The organism is Dapis purpurea BLCC-M126 (genome assembly GCF_050015975.1).
Taxonomy (GTDB): domain Bacteria; phylum Cyanobacteriota; class Cyanobacteriia; order Cyanobacteriales; family Microcoleaceae; genus Trichodesmium.
In genome coordinates this window covers 50,138-73,317 of record NZ_JBNHER010000004.1, presented here as the reverse complement: position 1 = coordinate 73,317, position 23,180 = coordinate 50,138, and the positions used below count along the sequence as shown (strand labels likewise).

Below are 23,180 nucleotides of genomic sequence, written 5' to 3'. Positions count from 1 at the left end.
TTAACCGAAAATAATATTATATCAATTTTATATTATTACGACTCAGCAGCCAGAAGTCAGGAGTAAGGGATTAATAAATAAGCTAGAATAGTCGTATGCAATACTAAAATTATTGCTATATATTCCCCTTGATTTGTATTTTAATTAAAATAATCAAACAGAGTAACTCTTAATTTTCTTATGTAGATGACTTAAACCCTTCTATGTTACATTCATCAAGTCTGTGTGAAAGAAAGCAAAAATATGAATGAGAATTCGACAAATACCAACGCCTTCTGATTAAATAGTTAAGCCTAATTATTCTACTAGCCCAAATCAAAAATAACAAAATACCAAAAAAGATAATAAATACTAAAATAACAAAAATTCCACGACCAATCAAAGCACCATACTTGTACTGCGCCTTTAAAATCAAAAACAAATTATTAATTAAACCACCGTAGATGTAATACAATTGTAAAACTAAATAACTATAAATGCTAAATAGACCGACTATACTAGAACAAAATGCCAGTCCACATAATACAGACCAAAATCGAATTTTTGAAGTTATTAATACTGGGAGATGTCCTCTAGAGGCTTTGTTTTTAAAGATTAAATTACAATATAATAACCATCCACCCAGAAGTCCCTTATTTCGCTTTAGTTTCCATCCAATTTTCTCGGAAAATTTTTGATAAGTTTCTTTTGTAAATTCTAAGGGATTATTTCCCGTATCCAAGTAAATTTGCTTTTGTATACTAAATCCAAATTTACCGTTACTGTATTGTTGCCAAAGTTGGTCAATAGTTTGCAAGTCAGTACAAGAAATTTGTTTCATATTCTGGGAATTTAATCCCCAACCAAATACTCCCAAAAATTTTACTAGCAATCTTATTTTCGCAGCTTTTTGCATAACTATATTTGTTTCCCAATTTGCCTGTTTCCACTTTTTTGCTGCTAATAAATCATGCAATTTAGTACAATCAATATTCTTAAATATTAAAGCTGTTGCTTGTTGTGATGTGGAAGACTGTGATTGATTATTTACATTATTATTAAACTGCTCAGATAATTCACTTGAAATCCTGCTAAAAAAGTTGTTAAATCTTAATCCCCAGATAGGTTGATTACCAATCTTTCCTAATTCAGTTATTAGCTCATCAATATTTTGATAACGATGCCTCCAATAATCAGCAACCATTTTATCTAAAATTCTACCCAATTTTTCACTCACATGAACTTGGTTTTTCCAGATAATTTCACCTGTAGATTTATTTTCTTGTAATTTACCAGCTTTGATTCTAGTTAATGCTTCAATAGCCATCATTCCCACAGCATAAATATCACTACAAAATTTTGGTTTACCTGCTGCTTGTTCAAGAGGCATATATCCAGGAGTTCCCACAGCTATAGTAATAGTTGTATGACCTTCGCTTGTTACGGTTAATCCTTTAATTTCTTTGACAGCCCCAAAATCGATTAAAACTATTTTGTCATCAGATTCTCTACGCATAATATTCTGAGGTTTTAAGTCACGATGAATTACGTTTTGCTGATGCACATATTTTAAAACTTCTAAAATTTCAACTAATAGTTTGACTACCTCATTTTCGCTAAACCTTTTGCCAGAATAAATCTCTTTTGTTAAGTCATAACCTTTAACAAACTCTTGCACCAAATAAAATTGTTTATCCTCTTCAAAGTAAGCTAGTAATTTGGGGATTTGATTATGTTCTCCCAGATGTTGTAATGTTCTTGCTTCCTTATCAAATAAAGTTTTAGCAATTTGAAACACTTTTGGTCGTGGGTCAGAAGGAGCCAGGTGTTTAACAACACATGGAGGATTATTAGGAAGATCTAGATCGGTAGCTAAATAAGTAGTGCCAAAACCACCTTTTCCTAACTCTGATAAAATTTTATAGCGATGTCTAAGTATCCTGTTAGTCATTGTTTTTTTGAGAAAGTTATATTAATTTATAACTCTACCTCATTAATCTAACATCTCTTATCTAAGTTCCTTAGAAGCTGTTTGTAAATTCATAAAAACCTCTCTCCAAACCTCTCTCCTGCGAGGAGAGAGGCTTTGAAACCCCCATTCCCTGGTAGGGAAGGGGGGTTAGGTTTTTAGGATTTATCGGTTCTATACAATACTTTTCAAACAACTTCTTAACGCTTAAGAGGTACAAAGTCATACCGAGACCCAATCTTCACAACTTCCACTAATTGAATATCACCATCATAGTCACCAGAATCTAAAAATTTTACTGCTCTCAATGCTCCAGGTGTAGAAAAGTTTGATGATAACTCCTCCCGAACACCTTCACGAGTTGGTTTAGCTTGATCGTCAATTGCTTTCCCAAGAGCTTGAACTGCATCATACGCAGTAATTGTTCGCCAATTCACACTTGAAGTTCCCCAAAGTTTTCGAGAGCGTTCGGGAAAATCTGAACCTGCTTCATTTACTTCAATATCCCATGCTATAGCTACAATCATTCCTAAAGCACTATCTCTACCTTTCTCAAGAGTCTTTGCAGAGTAAACTTCATCCCCACCTAATACTGGTAAATCCCCTTGATTAACCTGAAGTATTTCCAGAGCTCGATCTAAATAACCTGAACTGGGAGCTAGCATCAACACATTTGCTGAATCTTTTGCCCTATTCAGAACTTTAGTTGCTTTCTCACGCCAACCTTCAGGATTTTTTGACCATGTAGATAGATCGCAATCTGGGTTTTCTCTCAGAATAATATTCCTTCTCCCTATCTCAGAGATAAATTCTTGACTTAGGGATTTGCTGTACTTGCTATCTGAGTTATAAAATACCACTGCTTTTACTGAGTTAAACTCAGTCTGAGCATATTTTGCTAAAGCTTTTGCAGCTGCTTGATCGTTAGGTACAGTGCGAAAAAAATAAGGACTGTAATTTGTTAGCTCAACAGAGGTACTAAAAGATATCGATACAAGCTGGTAATCTTTGTAAATATTGGCTGTTGCTAGGGAAGTGTCACTTGTGTAATGACCAACTACTCCTAGAATTTCCTGTCTCTTGCCTAACTCTGTGGCAACTTCTTCCGCAATTTTCGTACCATTATTAGGGTTATCATCATCATCATCAACAATTGCTACTTTCAGCATTCCTTCACCACCCGATCTAGAAAAATTCCAATCATACTGAGCATGAGCAACTCCACGCAAAACTTCCAGAGAAGCATTCAAATTACTACTAATTGGCATAGATACAGCAATAACGTGGTAAGGTTTTTTACTTTTTTCAACTTCTAGGTTATTCAGAAAAATTCGTGCTTCTGGATCATTGGGTGTTGATTCCAAGTAATTAGTTAAAGTTCTAAATGCGCGATCGTAATTCCTATTGGCAATTGAATTAATTCCTCTTTCTCTTTCAGGTCTAACTTCCTCTGGATTTGCTAAGGATCGCTCTCCAAATGTAATACGCTCCGAAATACGGTCACCATTCAATTTAGGAGAATTTTCAGCACAAGAAATGACAATAAAGACTATGAAACTAAGGAATATTAGCTTTAGCAGTTTAACTCGTAATATACTGTTCATAAATATAAAAAATAAAAATTCAGCGAAACTCAACTAATATTAGTTCTTGAGAGGATTAAACTTATGCACATTCAAATTTCTTTAGATCATAATTCACACTGGGAAGCTCGAATTAGAATTAAGTCAAAATTTTCATCGTCGGTACTGAGGTGTCCCTTTGGAGCATCCATTGTAAACTTAAGGTCTTTATCCAAGAGGTAGCCATTGTCATCCTTATCTGTTCCTGTTTTCCATCCTACGGCGATCGCGAACCGTCGCCAAGCTTGAACATTGTCTCGAAAAACTTTCAGGTTGTCCCCATTTTCTTGAATTACCTGAAGCTGGGCAGTGTAGCCAAATCTGCCATTCGATCTTTGTGTCCAAATTTGATTAATTCGCTGCAAATCTGGGCAAGAAAATTGCTCTGCTTCTAAGGCAGATATGTAAGAGTAATCCCCATCCTGATCGCCAATTTGGTTAATTAATTGCCAATTCTGTCGATCTGCCTTACGCCATTGCCCTGCTTCTGCCAAAGCATCCAAACGATTGTACATTGCCTCCACATCTTTCCCATGCCCTGCTTCTATGACTCCTTTTGAGAAGATAGAAGCAACACCAACCAAAGCAAGACCAACCAAAGCAGCAATACCAGCAGCAATTCCCAAACGTTTATAAGAAAGTGGGCGTTTACCAATATTCCTTAATTCACCGATAACTTCATCAACAGTTTGATAACGATTTCTCCAATCATACAACACCATTTTATCCAGAACTGAACCCAAATTATTAGTTACATTAACTTGGTTTTTCCAAATAATTTCACCAGTGGATGGATTTTCACGAAACTGATTTACCCGCATTCCAGTTAATGCTTCAATACCTATCATTCCCACAGCATAAATATCACTACAAAATTTAGGTTTACCTGCTGCTTGTTCGCTGGGCATATATCCAGGAGTTCCCACTGCTATTGTTGTAATTGTATGACCTTCACTTGTCACTGTTAATCCTTTAATTTCTTTCACTGCCCCAAAATCTATTAAGACAATTTTTCCATCAGATTGTCTCCGCATAATATTCTGAAGCTTTAAGTCACGATGAATTACATTTTGCTGATGCACATATTTTAAAACTTCTAAGATTTCAGTCAATAGTTTAACGGTCTCATTTTCTGTAAATATTCTTTGAGAATAAATCTCTTTTGCTAAGTCATTTCCTTCAATAAATTCTTGTACTAAATAAAATTGCCCTCCCTCTTCAAAATAGTCAAAAAATCCAGGTATTTGATTATGTTTTCCCAAATTTTTTACGGCTTTTGCTTCTTTTTCAAATAAACTTTTAGCCACTTGAAAAACTTTCGGTCGTGGGTCTAATGGAGCTAGTTGTTTAACAACACATTGAGGATGATTAGAAAGCTCTATATCCCTAGCTAAATAAGTCGTTCCAAAACCACCCTTTCCTAACTCAGAGATAATTTGATAACGATCCTTAAGTATTCTGTTAGTCATTGTTTCTTTGAGAAAGTTAATTTTAATCTTTTACATCAGCTTCTATAGGCTAATTTCCTTTCGTTTAATAATATTAAAGATCGAGAATTTTGATAATACTGAAAGCCTTGACGTAAGCCCTATATAGGGGGCAGGTTCATCTCATCTGGTGGTTGAACCGTTAACTTAACGGGGAACCCGCCCCTACTATTGCAACATTTTAGGTGTGTCACAGCACTACTTATTTATCAAATGAATTAATATTTCCTAACTTCTGACTCCTAACTTCTGACTCCTAACTTCTAACTTTTGACTTCTGACTTCTGACTTCTGACTTCTAAAAGCCTCATACTTTGCCAAGATGGGAGAAAATCAATACCAGGGGTAAGTTAAAAAACTGTCCCTAAAATTAGTAAACTTGCCCAAAATTTTCGGATACTAGACTTATAACCAAATACTTTTAGGAAGTAGACAATGACCACATCTATAAAATCTCCCAACTCCTCCAACTCCTGGCAAATGAGCGATCGCGAACGTGCCAATCTCCAAACAGTCACTCTCTACGACTCTGTTCAATCTCTCTCGGAAATATGGCCATTGGCTGCCAAACACTTCGGCCAAATTACCGCCCTCCACGACCCCCACGTTACACCAGAAGTAAAATTTACCTACGAAGAACTTAACCAACAGATTCAAAAGTTTGCTGCTGGTTTACAAGCTTTGGGGGTTGTCTCCACAGAAAATGGCACATCTCTACCTCCTAGAGTGGCCTTATTTGCTGATAATAGCCCCCGGTGGATGATTGCTGACCAAGGTATTATTGCTGCGGGTGCTGCGGATGTAGTTAGAAGTGGAACTGCAGATATAGAAGAACTGGTTTACATTCTTCAAGATAGTGGTAGTGTTAGTTTGGTCGTAGAAAATTTGGCCTTGTTACAGAAATTGAGCGATCGCCTACAAGACTTACCCATACATCTAATTGTTCTCCTATCTGAGGAAGATCCAAACTCTGACAATCTACCTGTGGTCAAATTTTCCCAAGTAATTGCCACAGGAGAAGAAGCTCCCCTCAAACCAACAAACCAAAATCTGGAAACTCTAGCTACCTTACTCTACACTTCTGGCACCACTGGCAAGCCCAAGGGAGTAATGCTCACCCACGGTAACTTGCTATATCAAATCAATAATATTGGTGCAATTTTACAACCACAACCAGGAGAATGCACCTTGAATATCTTACCAACTTGGCATACTTTTGGTCGAACTGGAGAATATTTTTTCCTCTCTCAAGGTTGTACTGCAATTTATACTACTAAACGTCATCTGAAAAAAGATTTCCAAGAATACAAACCCCACTACGTCATAAGTGTGCCCAGGGTTTGGGAACTAATTTATGACGGAGTACAAAAACAACTACGGGAACAACCAGCAACTAAACAAAAATTAGCAAATTTTTTCTTCGGTATAAGTGAGCAATACACCACAGCTAGGCGCATTAGTCAAGGATTAGTTTTACAACTTGACAAACCTTCTGAGTCTGAAAAATTCCTAGCAACTTTAAAGAGTTGGGTATTATTGCCTCTTCATATTTTGGGAGAAAAAATTGTTTATCAAAAAATCCGTCAAGCTACAGGAGGTCGGTTAAAATTTGCCGTGAGTGGGGGGGGTTCCCTAGCAATGCACTTAGAAAATTTCTTTGAAGCAGTGGGTATAGGTTTATTGGTTGGATATGGTTTAACAGAAACTTCCCCAGTTTTGACCGCCCGACACCATTGGGAAAATTTGCGGGGGTCCGCTGGAAGACCTATTCCGGGAGCTGAGATTAAAATAGTTGACCCAGAAAGTGGCAAAACTTTATCTCCTGGAGAGAAAGGAATAGTTTTAGCGCGGGGTCCACAAATTATGGCGGGTTATTATCAAAATCCTGAAGCGACTAATAAAGCTATTGACTCAGAGGGTTGGTTTAATACTGGTGATATTGGTTGGATGACTCCTAGAAATGATTTAGTCTTAACGGGGCGGGCAAAAGATACAATTGTTTTGACTAATGGAGAAAATATTGAACCTCAGCCTATTGAAGATGCTTGTGCCCGTAGTCAATATATAGACCAAATTATGTTGGTGGGGCAAGACCAGAAATTTTTGGGTGCTTTAATTGTGCCTAATATTGAGGCTGTGGAAGAGTGGGCTGCTCAATCTGATCCTTCTAAACCTGATATTAATTGGGAAAGCCAGAAGGTTCAAGAGTTATTCCGTCAAGAGTTGAATCGAGAAGTAAAAAACCGCCCTGGATATCGGCCAGATGACCGTATAGGACCTTTTAGCTTGATTCTGGAGCCGTTGACTATCGAGAATGGCATGATGACTCAAACAATGAAGATTAAGCGTCCCATTGTTACGGAACATTACCACGATATGATTAACAGAATGTTTGATTGATTAATCACTGTTGTGGATTTTGGATTTTTTATCTCAACTAGATGCTCTGAAATCTTAAAGTCTACAATCAATTTTCTCGCGCGTATTTGTAAACACAAAAGAAACTAACAAGAACAATTTTATGGAGTATTCTCAAACACAATTACTTCTAAAGCGAGCGATTAATGTTAAAGTAGTCGTTACCCCACGCTGGAAAGAAGAAGCTCAACAACAATTACAAAGCCAAATTAATAATTTAGATAGTGAATTGCAACGACTGGAAATGCAAGGTCAACGAATGATTTCTGAAGTTCAGAAGCAAAGTGTACAACCTCCTGGTCCTCAAGTACAACAGCAGATTGATAATATTCAACTTCAGGTAAATCAAAAGAAAAATGAGCTTTTAGATCAGAAAAATCAAGCTCTACAACAACTACAACAAGTACAAACATTAGAATTGGAACAACAAGTTAGTCAAGGTCAAATTGAAAGTGTATTTACTGCGGATATTGGAGATAATTTGATCAAAAAAATGCAAGTAGAAATTTTACTCCGGGATGGGGTAATTGAGGAAGTAAGAGGTGAAGTTTAAAGAAAAAGGAGAAGTCTAGAAAAGTATTTTTTATTAGGGAGATATGGAGGATCGGGAAAAAGGAAAAATGGTATCCAGTAAATAATTAAATATTGGGAATTGATACTATATTAGTTCTGAAATTAATGAGATAAACCTACTTTTTTTTCTTTTCCCTTTGATCTATATTCCTCTTGCCTAAAATTGATTTATTACGTTCTAATTTCTTCTTTCATGGTAATCAACTAATAGCTAATCCCATTAATAAAGTTGCTCGCAATTCATGATTTATTTGGGCTTGTAAATCAATGCAAAAAAATCTATCTTTATTCAAGAATAAAGATAGCAGTTAGCAGGTAAATTTATTATCATCATCTGACTAACAAGGATATAGAGAAGTTCTGAATTGGGTTGAACAAGGCATTAGGTATTCGATACTAGGTTTAAGATTCACCCTTGGATTCAGAATTTAGACAAAAATTCTGTAAGGCTGGCGGATATTGGGGAGTGCTTTTCAGACCTCCACTAAACATAAGATTTTCTGCTCTTGTAAGAGCGCGGCAGGTATGAATTTACCACTAATTAATTCCGACTCCTGACTTCTGACTTACGCGTTCCTATCTAAACAATTTGTCCACAAAAAAAACGACGGAAAACTAACATGATTAACGATGTATTTATGCCTGCCCTTAGTTCTACTATGACCGAGGGTAAAATTGTTTCTTGGCAAAAATCCCCCGGTGATTGGGTCGAAAAAGGCGAAACAGTAGTAGTGGTAGAATCAGACAAAGCAGACATGGATGTGGAGTCCTTTTCCTCTGGATATTTGGCCACAATAGTTGTGGCAGCCGGAGATGTTGCTCTAGTAGGTTCTACCATTGCTTTGTTGGCCGAAACTGAAGCAGAAATTGAACAAGCTAAACAGCAAGGCGGGACTCCAGAGAAGAAAGAAACTGCTGCTGCTGCTGCTACTGCTTCTAGCTCTGCAACAGCAGTTGCTACAGCTCCTGCTTCTATCGCAACAGAAGTCCAAGACAATTCTAGTCGTCGTAATGGACGGGTTATTGCTTCTCCTCGTGCCAAAAAATTGGCCAAAAACTTGAAGGTGGATTTGAGTACCCTTAAAGGTAGTGGTCCTCATGGTCGTATTGTGGCAGAGGATGTAGAAATGGCGGCAGGTCGTACTCCTACTGCGGTAGCTGCACCAGTGAATATTGCTACCCCTATTGTTTCTACTCAACCATCTATTCCAGCACCTCCACCAATACCATCTGCACCTCCTACTCCAGTAACTCCTGGGCAAGTTGTGCCAATGAATACTCTGCAAAATGCAGTGGTGCGGAATATGATGACAAGTTTATCTGTACCTACTTTCCATGTTAGTTATAAGATCGCTACAGATAATTTGGATGGGTTGTACAAACAGATTAAGTCTAAGGGTGTGACAATGACTGCTATTTTGGCAAAAGCAGTGGCAATGACTTTACAACAACATCCTTTAGTGAATGCTGCTTATGTAGATCAAGGTATTCAGTATCCTTCTGGGATTAATATTGCTGTGGCGGTAGCAATGCCAGATGGTGGTTTGATTACACCAGTATTGCAAAATGCTGACAAGATGGATATTTATTCTTTGTCTCGCACTTGGAAAGGTTTAGTAGATAAAGCGCGGGCAAAACAATTGCAACCAGATGAATACAGCACTGGTACTTTTACTCTGTCTAATTTGGGAATGTTTGGGGTAGATACGTTTGATGCTATTTTACCACCTGGTCAGGGTTCGATTTTAGCTATTGGTGCATCTCAACCTCAAGTAGTGGCAACTGCTGATGGGATGATTGGAGTTAAGCGCCAAATGCAGGTGAATATTACTTGTGATCATCGAATTATTTATGGTGCTGATGCTGCTGCTTTCTTGCAAGATTTGGCGAAGTTGATTGAAACTAACCCGCAGTCTTTGACTATGTAGGTGAGCATCAGCGATGGGGGGATGCGGAGTGTGGGAGGTGTGGGGAGTGTGGAGAGTGTGGGTTGGAAGATCGACACAAGGAATAAAGAGAAGAAATAGCTAATTAATACATAAGAGATTGCTTCCTTCTACTACATTCCAGTCGCAATGACTTTAAAGCTAGTATTGATCCGGACATAAAATATAAAGCTTTCCTCCTTCCTCCTTTCTCCTTCCTTCTTCCTTCTTCCTTCTAAAATCAGGAGAAAACAAATTATGAAAGCAGTTTTAATGACATCAGCAGGGGCTCCAGAAGTTTTACAAGTACAGCAGGTTGCTGACCCTGTAATTGAAAATGACAGAGAAATATTGGTTAGTTTAAAAGCTGCTGGGGTAAATCCTATTGATACTAAATTACGTACTCGTGGTACATTTTACCCAGAGCAAATGCCAGCTATTTTAGGATGTGATGCAGCAGGGATCGTGACAGAAATTGGTAAAAATGTCAAAAAGTTTCAAGTGGGAGATGAAGTTTATTTTTGTAATAGTGGGATTGGATTAACTCCTGGAAATTATGCAGAATTAGCTGTTGTGGATGAAAGATTTGTAGCAAAAAAACCGAGTTCTTTAACCTTTGTTGAAGCTGCTGCTGCACCCTTGGTTTTAATTACTGCTTGGGAATCTTTGTATGACAGAGGCAAATTACAAGCTGGCAGAAAAGTGTTAATTCATGGTGGTGCAGGGGGTGTCGGTCATGTAGCTATACAGTTAGCAAAATTACAAGGTGCTGAGGTTGCTACTACTATTAGTTCAGAAGAAAAAGCAGATTTTGTTAAAAGTTTAGGTGGAGATTTAGCGATTTTTAAGAATACAGATTTTGTGCAAGCTGTGTTAGATTGGACGAATGGAGAAGGGGTAGATTTAGCTTTTGATACTATTGGCGGAAAGGTTTTTTATGACACTATTCCAGCAGTGAAAGTTTATGGTGATTTAGTGACAATTTTAGAACCAAATTATAGTTTGGGAAATTTAAAAGTTGCTAGGCAAAGAAATCTCAGAATAGCGTTAGAGTTAATGTTAACTCCGATGATGAAAGGATTAACGGAAGCTCAAGAGGATCAAGCTAAGATTTTGCAGCAATGTGGGCGGTTATTTGACCAAGGAAAACTAAAAATTAATGTCAATAAAACTTTTCCTTTAGATGATGCAATGGAAGCACACCGAATGTTAGAAGGAGGTTCGATGCTTGGTAAGATTGTTTTGACTATTTAATTTTTAATTTTGAAGAAGGAAGGAGGCAAAATCAATGTTTACTATAGGCTGCATATCATGTTTTTTCAATGTTTATAATAAAATAATCAAGTCCAGGCAATTAGTCAAAAAAAAATTTTCCTTTCCTCTCTTTCTCCTTCCCTTTTGTCTTTTCTCTACCGTAAGCATTCAACAGTCAGTTTTTAACTTTCAACTAGATTATAAGTTCCTATGCAAAATTAATTACACATCCTAAGTTTTGTCTTGAAAGTGGATGAGCTGCGCTAGCCTTCCTTAAGCGAACTTACAACATTATAACTATTAGCTATAGGCATGAAAAAAAAATGTAGGGATGTTCCATGAAACATTCCTACAAGGGTGTGAGAAAAGTTTGATTTACTTGCTGCAGATGTCTATTCAGCATGAATTAATATCTAGGAATAACTGAAGTTAGTAGGCAATATAGTTTATGCTTAAAAGCTTTTTTTTGTACATTTTTCTCTACAGTCGTCGGTTGTTTTATTACTTGTAATAATGAACTTAAAGCATAATCTTCAGATGAGTTTACTCGTCTATCAAAAAGAGCAATATTCATGGCTAAAGGTAGAGCAATAGCAGCTATATCTGGCTCTAATTCTTCAACTAATAAATCAATAGATTGAGGTATTCTAATTGCAGAACGAATTCCTTGCAATATCTCTTCATCTAATCCTAATTGTTGTAAATTAGGATATATTTCTTCCCATTTAACTTCCCGATCTGGTTCCCCTGCTTGAATAACATAAGCTATCAACCTTTGCAGCTTTCCTTGTTGCTTGGTTGTCATGTTTTGAATAGGTTCAGTTGTAGTTAATTCTGGGGAACTATTTTGATTTTCTTCTTGTTTTACACCATCAACAATTTTTTGCCAATCTTGATTTTCACAAGATTCTGGTTTTTCCACTGTTAAGGAAATACTTATTTTTTTGTCTAGACTAGCATCAAGTTCGGTTACTTCTGCTTTTACTCCCAAAAAACCTAGCCATTTGGCAATTGTATGAATTAATGTGAGACGGGTTGAGTGACAGTTTGCTAATAACCGAACCTGAGTCCGAACCATGGGACGAACGATTTGTGTCAGCATGATGATTAACGTGCTGTCTTAGTTATAAATTTACCTTTTTAGAGAATAACTAATTTTTCTAGAATGAATGGCAGTATTAGCTACAGATTTTTCTTCTCATTACAGTAGTAAAGGTATTACCATTTCTTGATAAAGTTGCGCTTAGTAAAAGATAATAGCTGTTAGTAAATTTCAGGTCTGGGTAAAACCTATTAAGTGCATTGTTAGAGATAAATAATATAGCTTCAACTATTGCGCAATAGTTTTTAGATTTTAGATAAAGTGATATAGTTTGATTGTGGTTGATAATTAATTCAACTATTGCGCAACAGTTTTTAGATTTTAGATAAAGTGCTAGCGTGACAATAGTGCTAGACGTTTCATCTCGGGCAGGGAAACGGCTAGTGCCGCTACGCGGAAGTCAAAATTCAAAATTTAAAATTCATGCATTATTGATTAGTAAGGCTTTTAGGATGCATGTAACTGGTCAGTTATTTCCGCCATTCTGCACTAGTAGTATTTCTCGATTAAGTTCCACTTAATAAAAGCATAAGTGAGGATTTTTCTAGTGTGGCAAAAAATTAATCAAAAGTGGCTAGTGCCGCTACGCATAAGTCAAAATGCACAATTTAAAATTCATGCATTATTGATTAGTAAGGCTTTTAAGATTTTGTAACTGGTCAGTTATACCAATTTGATAAATGTTTGCTAAAAATAACTAGGGTACTTTTTAGGAGTCAGGAGTCAGGAGTCAGGAGTCAGAATGAATAGCTGCGATGCTATTTATTAGTTGATAATTTATCTTTTTCGTCAAAGGAACATATCCTGTAAATTATTTTTATCCTGCTTACTATTCGTAACATTCTTTTTTTTAACTGGTATTATTTGCGCCATTTCGCACTAGTATCCCATCCTCATCATAAACTTTGATAAGTGTTAACTTTTCTCTGGCATTCTGGCAAAATGTTCTAATAATAGTCGATGAATAAAAATATAGCCGCCTCCTACTTTTTGTAAAAATATTAACTGGGTTGCATAGTCAAGGAAACGAGCATAATTCCAAGGGATATAACCATTAAAATACAAAATAACTCGTAAAATAAAATGTTTTACACAAGCTTCTCCCCCTCCCACAGCTAATCCGAAAAGCAGCCCATATTGACCCCAGACGATGAAGTACAAGTCTAAGAATTTAGCAGCTAAACTCATTAATATAGCTGCAATTAAACCAAAGATTAAAGAATTTTTAGTTGACAGTAAAATTCCTTGATTGGGAATTGTAACTTCTTCTATTCCCGGACCTGTCATACCCCGAACTATTCCTAGAATTATTCCTAAGCTTAATCCAAATATTGCTCCTCTAACCATAGTAATATAGAAATTATGCTTGAAAATAGCTCCTGATAATATCATAAATAATAAACCAGAAATTATTCCTCCAGTTATGCCAATAATTACTCGGTTGATAGTATATTTTCCTAACCATTTTAAATTAGTAACTGTTTGAATCGTTCTAAATCCAAAACAACGCCAAAAGTATACACAATGAAATGTTACAACCCAACCTATTTCAGACAAATCTAAAATTTGATAAAATACATTCCAAAATAAGAATAAAATTATTGTCAAAAGAATAATAATATAACCAATAATATAAATTTTATTTCGTAACCAATAAGGCTGCATTCGTTCAATTAAAAATACAGTTTCTGACTCTCTTACCATTTGCTTTGCTAACCAACTTAGCCATTTTTTTACTTTCTCTTGAGAATAGGGAATATTAACGGAACGACGCTTAAACATACGCTCAATATAAGCATTAAATAAATGTTCTCTTAGTTCAGTATTACTGCGATTAGGTAACTCTTCGATTGATATTCCTTGATAAGCTAAACTGATAATAGTTAAAATCAAAGGAGACCGGGAAAATTCTTGCAATTTAACATCATATTCTAATGCTTTTCTGACTGCTGCTAATTCTGAACCTGCATTTTTTAAATATTCTTGAATTTGCTCTAAACTTAAGGGCTGTAAATAAATAGCTGCTTGAAATTTTAACTGACTTGAAAGGGCTTCATAATCACTAATTCTGCTACAAACTACTATTTCTGTTTGCCCATATTGTTGACAAAAATCATTCAAACTATCTACACAATCTGCTCGTATCTCTCTATTAACTTCATCTAAACCATCAAGTAGCAAAAGTAGCCTTTGTTCTTCTATCCAAGCTTTACCAATTTGTTGAGAAACTTGATATTTAGTATTTAATTCCATAACTAACCAATCGGCGATCGCTTGTTTTTTTCCTTCCCAAGAAGACAAGTTAAAAACAACAGGTATTGGTTGAGTTAGATCGGCTTCAGTTCTATTAATTAAGTCTCGCGCTAATTCTAATAAGGTTGTAGTTTTTCCTGAACCAGGTTCACCTAAAATTAATAAAGTTCGACCTGCACCTAACTCATCAAATTTATCAATAATTCGAGTTCCGGGGGGTAATTCTTGTTGGGGATTTTCTAAGTCTTCCCAAACTAAATCCCAAGGACGATTTAGTGCATTTTTTCTTTCTTCTAATCCTAGTTCAATTAATACTTTGCCGTGTAAGGAAGTTTCTAAAACTCCTTTTACCCAATAATTTTTTACCTTGTTCAGCAGTATCTGACAGTTCCGATATTCCAGGCGATCCATTGATAAATTAGCATCGGATTTAAGATGATTTTTCTCATCTTTTCCTCTCCCCACTTCTGCCAAAACATTATTAGTCCAATTTTGACTAAAAATTGTTTCGTAGATTCGGTTATAAACTTTTAATTTGCCTCGCTGCTGTACAATTACTCCAGTTAATCTTAATTCTAATTGATCTGAATTTTGATGAACTGTGACTCCTTTCGTCTGCAAAATTTTTTGATATAGCAATAATAATCTATGGCTTCGCTCGCTTAATAAGAGACGGTCGCGAATCGTTCGTAAATGTTGTGGTTCATCCTGACTTTCCCAATTATTTATGATTAGAGTTTTTACTAAATCTTCTACCCATTCTTTTTCTTTGTCAGTAGGTATAAAAGACTCAGCTCTTAGGGTAAGTTGACACAGTTTTTGAGTCAGAAAAGGTTGCCCCCCAGTCCAATTTAATATTGCTTGTAATGTTGCTTGAGGATTAGTAGATTTTGTGCCTAATCCTGTTACTAAAGGTTGAGCTTCTCTGAAACGAAAACCAGTTAATTCAATTCCACGACCAATATTAAACGGACTCCGCAATTTATCTTGAATTAAATCGGAAGGAGTTGCTACACCAAAAAAAGAAAAAGTTAGGCGCTTATATTCTTGATTTTGTGCCCTTTTATCATAACAAGAGCGAATGACTGTAAAAAAATCATCTACTTGAAACTTTAAGCTGAGAATACTATCAATTTCATCGATAAAAATTACGATTTTTTGGGGGATTAACTTGAGGATAATTGATTGAATAAATTTACTAAAACGCTGGGCGTAAGATAAGTTATTATGCTCAAACCACCAAGTTGTTAAATCGAAGCGATCGTATAAATCTAAACTACTAACAATACTATCAATTACACTAGCGTACCACTGTTCAGGAGTAATATCTAAATTACCAATTGCACTTAAATCAATACCAGCACAAACAATTCCTTGCGTTTGTAAAATTTCCATAGTTTGGATTCTTAAACTAGACTTACCCATCTGTCTAGAATTAAGAACATAACAAAATTCTCCTGCTTTTAATCCACGATATAATTCTACATCTGCTTGACGTTTGATATAGGTGGCAGAGTCAACTGCTAAACATCCACCAACTTGATATTGATAATTTGTCATTTCAGTTGTAGCGCTACGCGCTAGGGAATAGGGAACAGGGAATAGGGAATAGTAGACTTTTAAAGGGTTTCAGGATTTATAAATTATCACAATTAGTCATAGATTATTTTTTACCTTTTAACTTTTAACTTGTGCGTAGCCCTATATATTCCTAATATCAATTTGAAAAAAGAATTCTATACTTATAGCAGTTTCGGAGTTAGTGAGGTACAGATTTTTAGGACTTTAGGCAACAAGCACTATTGCTACAGGCAACAGATAATTAATTAAAGTGTACCTCACCATCCTAAAAAGTGCTGTAAGTATAATTTTAATTATTAAGTTATTGACATGGGTGGAATAATTTTTTTGTAATTCTTAGCAATTTATTGTTAATTATTTATATTTTTAATTCTTTGTAGGGGTAGTTCGCAAACCGCCCCTACATTTTTTCTTACGTTTAATTAGCCTAAGTACTTATTTTTCCAACACCTCTGCTAAAAGTGGCGATACATTATTATTCAACTTACCTGCTCGAATAAACTCAGCATAAGTATCCGCCTCAATATCTACCAACTCTTCCCGCAATAATTCCATATCCAACGTCACTAATTGAGAATGTTCCGCCTGCATTTTATCAATTTTCTCCTGCAACTTCTTTAACTCCCCTTGCAAAATTTCTGCCTGATAACGATAATATTCTGGGTCAATTTCCTGTCGCCTTACCAACTCAGAAACATAATTAAGTACCCGGTTTAAAGCTACACGACGGGCGATCGCCTCCATATATTCCTGACGTAGGGGTTGATCGCCAATTAAACCTAATATTTCCAACATTGACTGAGTGGTTAAACCTTGCACTAACAATGTAAACAATACCACTCCAAACACAACCGCCGTAATTTCATCTCGTCCAGGCAAAACTACAGGTACGCTCAAAACCAGAGCAATAGAAACAGAACCTCGTAAACCTCCCCACCAAAGCAAAGTCTGTTCTCTTAAACCAATATTTGAGTTAGCGACTAAATTACTCAAAGCACTCAAAGCATAAACCGAAATTGCTCGTGCAATAACCACTGCCCCAATAGCAACCCCGATCAATACTATATTATCTGCCAAAATTGTATATTCAATTTGATCGCCTATTAACAAAAACACTATAGAGTTAACAAAAAATGCAACAAACTCCCAAAATTCACTAACTATTAACCTAGTCCTGGGGTTCATCCCAATGCGGGAACCAAAGTTACCTAAAATTAAACCAACTGTGACAACCCCAATAACTCCCGAACCTCCCAATTTTTCTGTAATTATATAAGTTCCATAAGCAGAAACCAAAGTTAAAGACTGTTCCACCAAAGGTAGATCGAAACGTTGGGTGAGGTAGGAAATGCCAAAACCAACCAACGAACCAATACCAATACCAATACCAACAAAACTTAAGAAAGTTAATAGAGAATCTGAAATAGAAAATTTTTCGACTGTTCCTAATGGAATTCCTACTAACAATGTAAAAGCAACAACTGCCACCCCATCATTAAATAAACTTTCTCCTTCCATCAAGGTGCGTAACCTTTTACTTGCTCCTAATTCTTTTAATAAAGCAACAACAGAAATGGGGTCTGTTGCTGATAAACTAGCTCCAACCAAAAAGGCGATCGCTAAGGGAATACCAGTGAAAAAATTTAAACCATAAGCAATACCAACCACCGAAATAATTACACCGACAATTGCAAAAAATCCTACAGGCACTAAGTCTCGTTTTAAGTCTCGCCAGTTTAAATTCCAAGCAGCTTCAAATAATAGGGGAGGCAGGAAAATTTCCAGGATTAATTCCGGGGATAAACTGACTAATCTTATATCAATAAATGCCAGAATTAATCCCACAATTACTAATAATAATGTAAAAGGAATTCGACGGAACCAACTAAAAACCCGCGAGAGAGTAGCCACACTCAGAGAAACAGAAAGAACTAAGAGAAATTGTTCTAAGTTTTGCTCAATAATTGTTTCAGTTACTGCAGTTTCTACTGCCATAAATATACTCCTAAATTCAAATAAAATTATCAGCATTTCCTGCGGAATGCGGAGCTAACAGCCGTCAACTATTAGCTATCAGCATCGATCGCTTTCTAATAGACATAGGCGTGATAATTAAAAATCAAATCCATCCCATACGCAGAAATCATTAATTCTTTCCCTCTACTCCCGTAGGGGCGATTTGCGAATCGCCCCTACTCCCTACTCCCTCTTTTCCAGAGAGGTCTAATATTCTGATGTTATTTAAAATCTTTATTTGTGGGTATTCAAACAGAGATGATACAGCATTTTTCAGGATAGTGAGGTACATTTAAAAATTATCTCTATTTCTTCTTCCCTACTCTCTGCTCACTACTTCCCCAGAACTTTGTACCTCCAAATTTTGGAAAACTGTTATATTAGCAATAAAATGCCGACTGTTTCTTCTAGTTAGATAACAGTCGGCACTTAAATAAATATATTATACTTACTTTAGGCTTCCTTATTTAAGAACTTTTGAAGTTGTTGGAGAGCCAGAACACCAATATTGAATACAGCCCAACCACCAGCAGCAAGTATCGGAAATAGAACGATTAACAAGCGAAAGTCAAAATCCATTTATTCTCCTCCCAAAGATTTAAAAATATTTTTCTCTATTCCTTAATAGTATCGCAATTTTAATTTTATGTTAAGCTTTCTCATATAACTTTTGACTTTTGACTTTTGACTTTTGACTTAACTAGGAAAAAGGTTAATTATTGATATTTCCTTAAATTAACTTTTGACTTTATTTTGTAAATCCAATATCAGTTCCTTTGCCAGCATGAACCAAAGCTAACTTTTCATAACGTTCAGCGTGTTCAAGCAAATCAGCAACCTCTTCCTCCGAAAGCTCCCTAACTTTTTTTGCAGGTATCCCAACCACCAGAGAGGAAGGCGCTACATCCTTTGTCACAATAGAGCCAGCTCCAATCATACTACCCGCCCCCACTCGTACACCATTCAAAATTACAGCCCCAATACCAATTAAACAACCTCTTTCTATATAGGCTGAGTGAATCACAGCTTGATGTCCAACCGTCACATGATCTTCTAACACAGTTTCCAACCCAGGGTCTCCATGCAGCACTGCACCATCCTGGACATTAGTATGGTCTCCGATAATAATTTTTTCTACATCTCCCCGGACTACAGTTCCATACCAAATACTAGCTCCTATGCCTACCTCTACTGTGCCCATAACTGTAGCGTTATCTGCGACAAAAGCAGCTTTCGATAAATCTGGAGGAGACCAAAAACAGGGCTGATTTGACATTACTTCGTTAATATTTATTGATGTTTGGCTAGTGGTAATTTTATCATCAGAAATTGCCTACTTCATAATTTAAGTTAAGAGTTTAATCTACTACTTAAGTAGCTCTTCTAATAGTTGCTATAGCAACAAATTTACCGGGCAGACATTAGTAAGTCCAGTTTGCGGAGCATGAAAGCACCGAAAACTAATTCATAGATTAATTTTGACTTTTAACTTTTGACTTTTGACTTGTGGCTAGCGCTATACTATCAGATTATTTTGTACAACCTTAATTACAATTTAAGTCATCATAGGTGTCCATTAACTATGAAAACTGATAACTGAAATGACCCAATTTTCTATTGACCCCCCTCTCCAATATCCAATCTTTGGTCCTGAGATTCAGTGTCCTCACTGTCACCAGACCATTCCAGCTCTCACCCTAACAGATACTTATTTATGTCCTCGTCATGGGGCATTTGAAGCTGATCCAAATACTGGTGAATTGTTTCATCTTCACTCTGGTCGCCAATGGCGCCTCTGGAATAATGAGTGGTATCGGCAACATACTCATCCCGACGGTATTAGGTTTGAAATTCATGAGGCTCTCGACCGACTTTATACTCAAGGATATCGGGCAACTCGTGTGATTATTGCTCAAAGATATCGGGAGTTAGTTAGTGCTTATTTGGAACGTAGTACCTCTTGGCGTGCTAATTCAGATTCTTGTCTAGGAAAACTTTATGGTTTACCTGTAGAATTTAGTCCTGACCCAAAGGATGAACCTTGCTGGGAAGTAATTAATTTTCAATTGGACAAAGAGGAAGGAGTACCTGTTAGGTATCCCTATTTTCGATTGTTTGAGTAATTTTACTAATGGATAATTGATAATTGATAATGGATAATTAATCCCCAAAGGTTTAAAGCCTCTCCTAATAATTAATAATTAAAAGTCTATGTAAGGAACTTGATACTAACGTCAGAAAGAATTATCTATTATCAGTTAATGAATTTTAAACCTTAAAGGTAGAAAATTAATTTTGCAAGTAAAGTTTATTTGATGAGAATAAATGCACCATGCTTCGATTCGGACTGCTAATATTCATCGAGCGATCGCTTTCTATGAAAAATTAGGTTTTATAGTTTGTGAACGCTTTACCACAGGCTATACTTTAGCCTGTTGGATGGAAGGATTAAATGGTAGAATTGAACTAATTCAAATTCCCGAACCTAAGCCTGCTCCTGATGCTTTCGGGGATGAAAATTATGTTGGATATTATCATTTATCATTTGATTTGACTGAAAGTGTTGCAGATTTACCCAGTTGGTTAAGTTCTTTAAAACAACAGTTTGATTCAGCAATTATAGAGCAGCCAGAAATGTTTCAACCATTAAAAATTTTGTTAGAACCTACTCAACAAATGATTGAAAATAATGTTTATGAAGTTGCGTTTATTGCGGATAGTGATGGTTTACCTCTAGAATTTATTAGGAAGTTAAATTAATAGGCATATACTAATCTCAATGCCCCTATCTTCCCTACTCCCTACTCCCTATTTAATAGAAATGATTAAACAAAAATTTCGTCAACTCCATAGAATAGTCGCGCCAATAGTTTTCTTACCATTATTTATGACTGTAATTACAGGAGTAGCTTACCGACTCGGCAGAAATTGGTTTGGATTATCCAGAGACCAGGCACATATTTTAATGGTAATTCACGAAGCAGAATATCTTGGCGATGAAATTAAACCTTTTTATGTGTTATTAAATGGTATCGGTTTAATGTGGATGTTAATAACAGGTATCGTTATGAGCGGTTTATTTCGTAAAAATAAACCTAAGCAAAATACAGACTCAAAAGTAATTTTAACGAAGTCAGAGAACTAATTTTCATTAATTGATAATGGATAATTAGGGTGTGCTGAAAAAGTCTTATGGGTGAGGGTAGGAGTCAGGAGACAGGAGACAGGAGACAGGAGACAGGAGGAGTAAGGAATTGAGAGGAGACAGTCGGAAGAATTCTCCCTTAATTTTGAGCGCGAATAGTCAACCCTTTCATCCTAACTTTATGCAGCTATTGCGTAGCAAAAACCTTGTAATGCATGAAAGACAATTATCGGCTAAAATCAATATCACTCCATACTTTTATATTTAATCAGCCAGCCCTAATTACCTGTTTAATAATTGATAATTTACCAATCTTAAACTAAGAGGTATTTCTAGTAAGAATTATTGAAATTGTAGTAGGGTGAAACGCCCAAAAATGTAGGTTGGGTAGAACAAAGTGAAACCCAAAAAATGATTGATTGTGGTGCATAGTAGCGCGTCTTTAAAATGTGGTTAAATTTTAGAAAATGAAAATATAGACCTCTCCCCCAACCCCTCTCCTACGAAGAGAGGGAGGAAAATATTCTCCCCCTTCCCTACCAAGGAAGGAGGTTGGGGGTTAAGTTTTACCCACAATTTTAGTTTAGATGCACTAATAGTCATGGTATAGGAAGTGTGGGAAAAAAAATGTATATTCTCATCATTACTATAGAACCCCTGAAAGGATATATTTAAAAATAGAGGAAAAGATAGAGAGATGGTAAATTAGTGGGGCATTTTTCTACCTTTTTCTCCTATTCCATTTCTCCATCTCCTGAATTCTGACTCCTGACTGCTGACTCCTTTGCAAAGATACTAAATGGCTTCTATAGGAGATGTCAATCTTACTATGGTATGCTAAAAATCTACTAACTAATTCTTAGTAGAAAAATTTTCTTAATATCTGAATTTTCAGACACCATAATATTTAACAACTTGTACCAAAAGATGAAAATTTTTAGTAATATACTGACAACTCCAGCAAAACCTAAACCACGCCCAGTTAAGAAAAAACAACGTCGCGGCATAGAAATCAAATCTGAACGAGAAATAGAAATAATGCGACAATCATGTAAAATTGTGGCAACGGTACTCAAGGAAATTTCTCAAATTGTTAAACCAGGAATGACTACTGCTGACCTAGATGCTTATGCTGAAAAACGCATTCTGGAAATGGGAGCCATACCAAGTTTTAAAGGTTATCATGGTTTTCCTGGTTCTATTTGTGCTTGTATAAATAACGAAGTTGTACATGGTATTCCTAATAAGAAAAAAGTTATTCGAGTCGGTGATGTTTTAAAAGTAGATACAGGTGCTTATTATCAAGAATTTCATGGTGACTCTTGTATTACGATAGGGGTAGTTGAAGTTGCTCCAGAAGCTGCTAAATTAATTCGGGTGGCAGAGGAAGCAATGTATAAAGGTATCGAACAAGTAAAAGCTGGTGCTTATCTACTAGATATTGCAGGGGCTATTCAAGACCATGTAGAGACAAATGGTTTTTATGTAGTTGAAGAATTTACTGGTCATGGTGTGGGGAGAAATTTACATGAAGAACCTGCAGTATTTAATTTTCGGACGAATAATTTGCCTAATGTTAAGCTCCGAGCGGGTATGACTTTAGCTATTGAACCTATTCTGAATGCTGGTTCAAGGTTTACCAAGATTTTATCTGATAGGTGGACTGCTGTTACTATTGATAATTCTCTTTCGGCTCAGTTTGAACATACAGTATTAGTCACAAATAATGGTTATGAAATCTTAACCGATCGCTCCCAAGTTAGCTGTTAGGAAGTATTTGTTCATTAATGGATAATGGATAATAAAAACTCTATCTAATTATCAATTATCCATTGGTAAATGTGATAGTTTTTTTC

General features: G+C 36.0%; 16 protein-coding genes. 8 read left to right on the top strand and 8 right to left on the bottom strand.

The features are described 5' to 3' along the window. Positions 1-178: 178 nt before the first annotated feature. From ACP6PL_RS01195 to ACP6PL_RS01185, 3 genes are all read right to left on the bottom strand, one after another. Entirely contained in the window at positions 179-1,930 is a 1,752-nt protein-coding gene (locus tag ACP6PL_RS01195) for a protein kinase domain-containing protein (RefSeq protein WP_426541681.1), read from the bottom strand. A gap of 218 nt (positions 1,931-2,148) precedes the next feature. Beyond that, positions 2,149-3,552 (bottom strand): ABC transporter substrate-binding protein, encoded by a 1,404-nt coding sequence (locus ACP6PL_RS01190; protein WP_426541679.1) that lies wholly within the window; start codon positions 3,550-3,552, stop codon positions 2,149-2,151. Positions 3,553-3,638: 86 nt separating this feature from the next. After that, the gene (locus tag ACP6PL_RS01185) at positions 3,639-5,039 is read right to left on the bottom strand and encodes a protein kinase domain-containing protein (protein WP_426541677.1); all 1,401 of its coding nucleotides are present in this window, start codon (positions 5,037-5,039) and stop codon (positions 3,639-3,641) included. A gap of 453 nt (positions 5,040-5,492) precedes the next feature. Between ACP6PL_RS01185 and ACP6PL_RS01180 the strand changes: the two genes are divergently transcribed. The 4 genes from ACP6PL_RS01180 (at position 5,493) to ACP6PL_RS01165 (ending at position 11,227) form a co-directional block, all read left to right on the top strand. Then, positions 5,493-7,457 (top strand): long-chain fatty acid--CoA ligase, encoded by a 1,965-nt coding sequence (locus ACP6PL_RS01180; protein WP_426541675.1) that lies wholly within the window; start codon positions 5,493-5,495, stop codon positions 7,455-7,457. Positions 7,458-7,578: 121 nt separating this feature from the next. Continuing rightward, the gene (locus tag ACP6PL_RS01175; RefSeq protein WP_426541673.1) at positions 7,579-8,028 is read left to right on the top strand and encodes a YlqD family protein; all 450 of its coding nucleotides are present in this window, start codon (positions 7,579-7,581) and stop codon (positions 8,026-8,028) included. 640 nt (positions 8,029-8,668) lie between these two features. Continuing rightward, on the top strand, positions 8,669-9,976 hold the full coding sequence (locus ACP6PL_RS01170; RefSeq protein ID WP_426541671.1) for a dihydrolipoamide acetyltransferase family protein: 1,308 nt from the start codon (positions 8,669-8,671) through the stop codon (positions 9,974-9,976). Between the two features lie 255 nt (positions 9,977-10,231). Next, the gene (locus ACP6PL_RS01165) at positions 10,232-11,227 is read left to right on the top strand and encodes a zinc-dependent alcohol dehydrogenase family protein (protein WP_426541669.1); all 996 of its coding nucleotides are present in this window, start codon (positions 10,232-10,234) and stop codon (positions 11,225-11,227) included. 406 nt (positions 11,228-11,633) lie between these two features. Here the strand turns inward: ACP6PL_RS01165 and ACP6PL_RS01160 are convergent, their stop codons facing one another. The 5 genes from ACP6PL_RS01160 to ACP6PL_RS01140 all read right to left on the bottom strand — a co-directional run bounded on the left by ACP6PL_RS01160 (position 11,634) and on the right by ACP6PL_RS01140 (position 19,455). Further along, the gene (locus tag ACP6PL_RS01160; RefSeq protein ID WP_426541667.1) at positions 11,634-12,329 is read right to left on the bottom strand and encodes a hypothetical protein; all 696 of its coding nucleotides are present in this window, start codon (positions 12,327-12,329) and stop codon (positions 11,634-11,636) included. A 915-nt stretch (positions 12,330-13,244) separates the two neighbouring features. Beyond that, positions 13,245-16,142, bottom strand: coding sequence for an AAA-like domain-containing protein (locus ACP6PL_RS01155; protein WP_426541665.1), 2,898 nt, complete (start codon positions 16,140-16,142; stop codon positions 13,245-13,247). A gap of 456 nt (positions 16,143-16,598) precedes the next feature. Continuing rightward, the gene (locus ACP6PL_RS01150; RefSeq protein ID WP_426541663.1) at positions 16,599-18,158 is read right to left on the bottom strand and encodes a Na+/H+ antiporter; all 1,560 of its coding nucleotides are present in this window, start codon (positions 18,156-18,158) and stop codon (positions 16,599-16,601) included. Positions 18,159-18,632: 474 nt separating this feature from the next. Further along, positions 18,633-18,758 (bottom strand): photosystem II protein Y, encoded by a 126-nt coding sequence (locus ACP6PL_RS01145; protein WP_293110594.1) that lies wholly within the window; start codon positions 18,756-18,758, stop codon positions 18,633-18,635. A 169-nt stretch (positions 18,759-18,927) separates the two neighbouring features. Next, positions 18,928-19,455, bottom strand: coding sequence for a gamma carbonic anhydrase family protein (locus ACP6PL_RS01140; protein WP_426541661.1), 528 nt, complete (start codon positions 19,453-19,455; stop codon positions 18,928-18,930). 325 nt (positions 19,456-19,780) lie between these two features. Between ACP6PL_RS01140 and ACP6PL_RS01135 the strand changes: the two genes are divergently transcribed. The 4 genes from ACP6PL_RS01135 (at position 19,781) to map (ending at position 23,094) form a co-directional block, all read left to right on the top strand. Further along, positions 19,781-20,302, top strand: coding sequence for a TIGR02652 family protein (locus ACP6PL_RS01135; protein WP_426541659.1), 522 nt, complete (start codon positions 19,781-19,783; stop codon positions 20,300-20,302). 202 nt (positions 20,303-20,504) lie between these two features. Next, positions 20,505-20,939 (top strand): VOC family protein, encoded by a 435-nt coding sequence (locus ACP6PL_RS01130; protein ID WP_426541657.1) that lies wholly within the window; start codon positions 20,505-20,507, stop codon positions 20,937-20,939. 61 nt (positions 20,940-21,000) lie between these two features. After that, complete coding sequence (locus tag ACP6PL_RS01125) at positions 21,001-21,324, top strand: PepSY domain-containing protein (RefSeq protein WP_426541655.1); 324 nt, start codon at positions 21,001-21,003, stop codon at positions 21,322-21,324. A 927-nt stretch (positions 21,325-22,251) separates the two neighbouring features. Further along, entirely contained in the window at positions 22,252-23,094 is an 843-nt protein-coding gene (map, locus tag ACP6PL_RS01120) for a type I methionyl aminopeptidase (protein ID WP_426541653.1), read from the top strand. Positions 23,095-23,180: the final 86 nt, after the last annotated feature.

Bases quoted from the DNA above. Each gene is read 5' to 3' on its own strand.
- ACP6PL_RS01195 (WP_426541681.1), bottom strand. From the start codon at position 1,930: ATGACTAACAGGATACTTAGACATCGCTATAAAATTTTATCAGAGTTA.
- ACP6PL_RS01190 (WP_426541679.1), bottom strand. From the start codon at position 3,552: ATGAACAGTATATTACGAGTTAAACTGCTAAAGCTAATATTCCTTAGT.
- ACP6PL_RS01185 (WP_426541677.1), bottom strand. From the start codon at position 5,039: ATGACTAACAGAATACTTAAGGATCGTTATCAAATTATCTCTGAGTTA.
- ACP6PL_RS01180 (WP_426541675.1), top strand. From the start codon at position 5,493: ATGACCACATCTATAAAATCTCCCAACTCCTCCAACTCCTGGCAAATG.
- ACP6PL_RS01175 (WP_426541673.1), top strand. From the start codon at position 7,579: ATGGAGTATTCTCAAACACAATTACTTCTAAAGCGAGCGATTAATGTT.
- ACP6PL_RS01170 (WP_426541671.1), top strand. From the start codon at position 8,669: ATGATTAACGATGTATTTATGCCTGCCCTTAGTTCTACTATGACCGAG.
- ACP6PL_RS01165 (WP_426541669.1), top strand. From the start codon at position 10,232: ATGAAAGCAGTTTTAATGACATCAGCAGGGGCTCCAGAAGTTTTACAA.
- ACP6PL_RS01160 (WP_426541667.1), bottom strand. From the start codon at position 12,329: ATGCTGACACAAATCGTTCGTCCCATGGTTCGGACTCAGGTTCGGTTA.
- ACP6PL_RS01155 (WP_426541665.1), bottom strand. From the start codon at position 16,142: ATGACAAATTATCAATATCAAGTTGGTGGATGTTTAGCAGTTGACTCT.
- ACP6PL_RS01150 (WP_426541663.1), bottom strand. From the start codon at position 18,158: ATGGCAGTAGAAACTGCAGTAACTGAAACAATTATTGAGCAAAACTTA.
- ACP6PL_RS01145 (WP_293110594.1), bottom strand. From the start codon at position 18,758: ATGGATTTTGACTTTCGCTTGTTAATCGTTCTATTTCCGATACTTGCT.
- ACP6PL_RS01140 (WP_426541661.1), bottom strand. From the start codon at position 19,455: ATGTCAAATCAGCCCTGTTTTTGGTCTCCTCCAGATTTATCGAAAGCT.
- ACP6PL_RS01135 (WP_426541659.1), top strand. From the start codon at position 19,781: ATGACCCAATTTTCTATTGACCCCCCTCTCCAATATCCAATCTTTGGT.
- ACP6PL_RS01130 (WP_426541657.1), top strand. From the start codon at position 20,505: ATGCACCATGCTTCGATTCGGACTGCTAATATTCATCGAGCGATCGCT.
- ACP6PL_RS01125 (WP_426541655.1), top strand. From the start codon at position 21,001: ATGATTAAACAAAAATTTCGTCAACTCCATAGAATAGTCGCGCCAATA.
- map (WP_426541653.1), top strand. From the start codon at position 22,252: ATGAAAATTTTTAGTAATATACTGACAACTCCAGCAAAACCTAAACCA.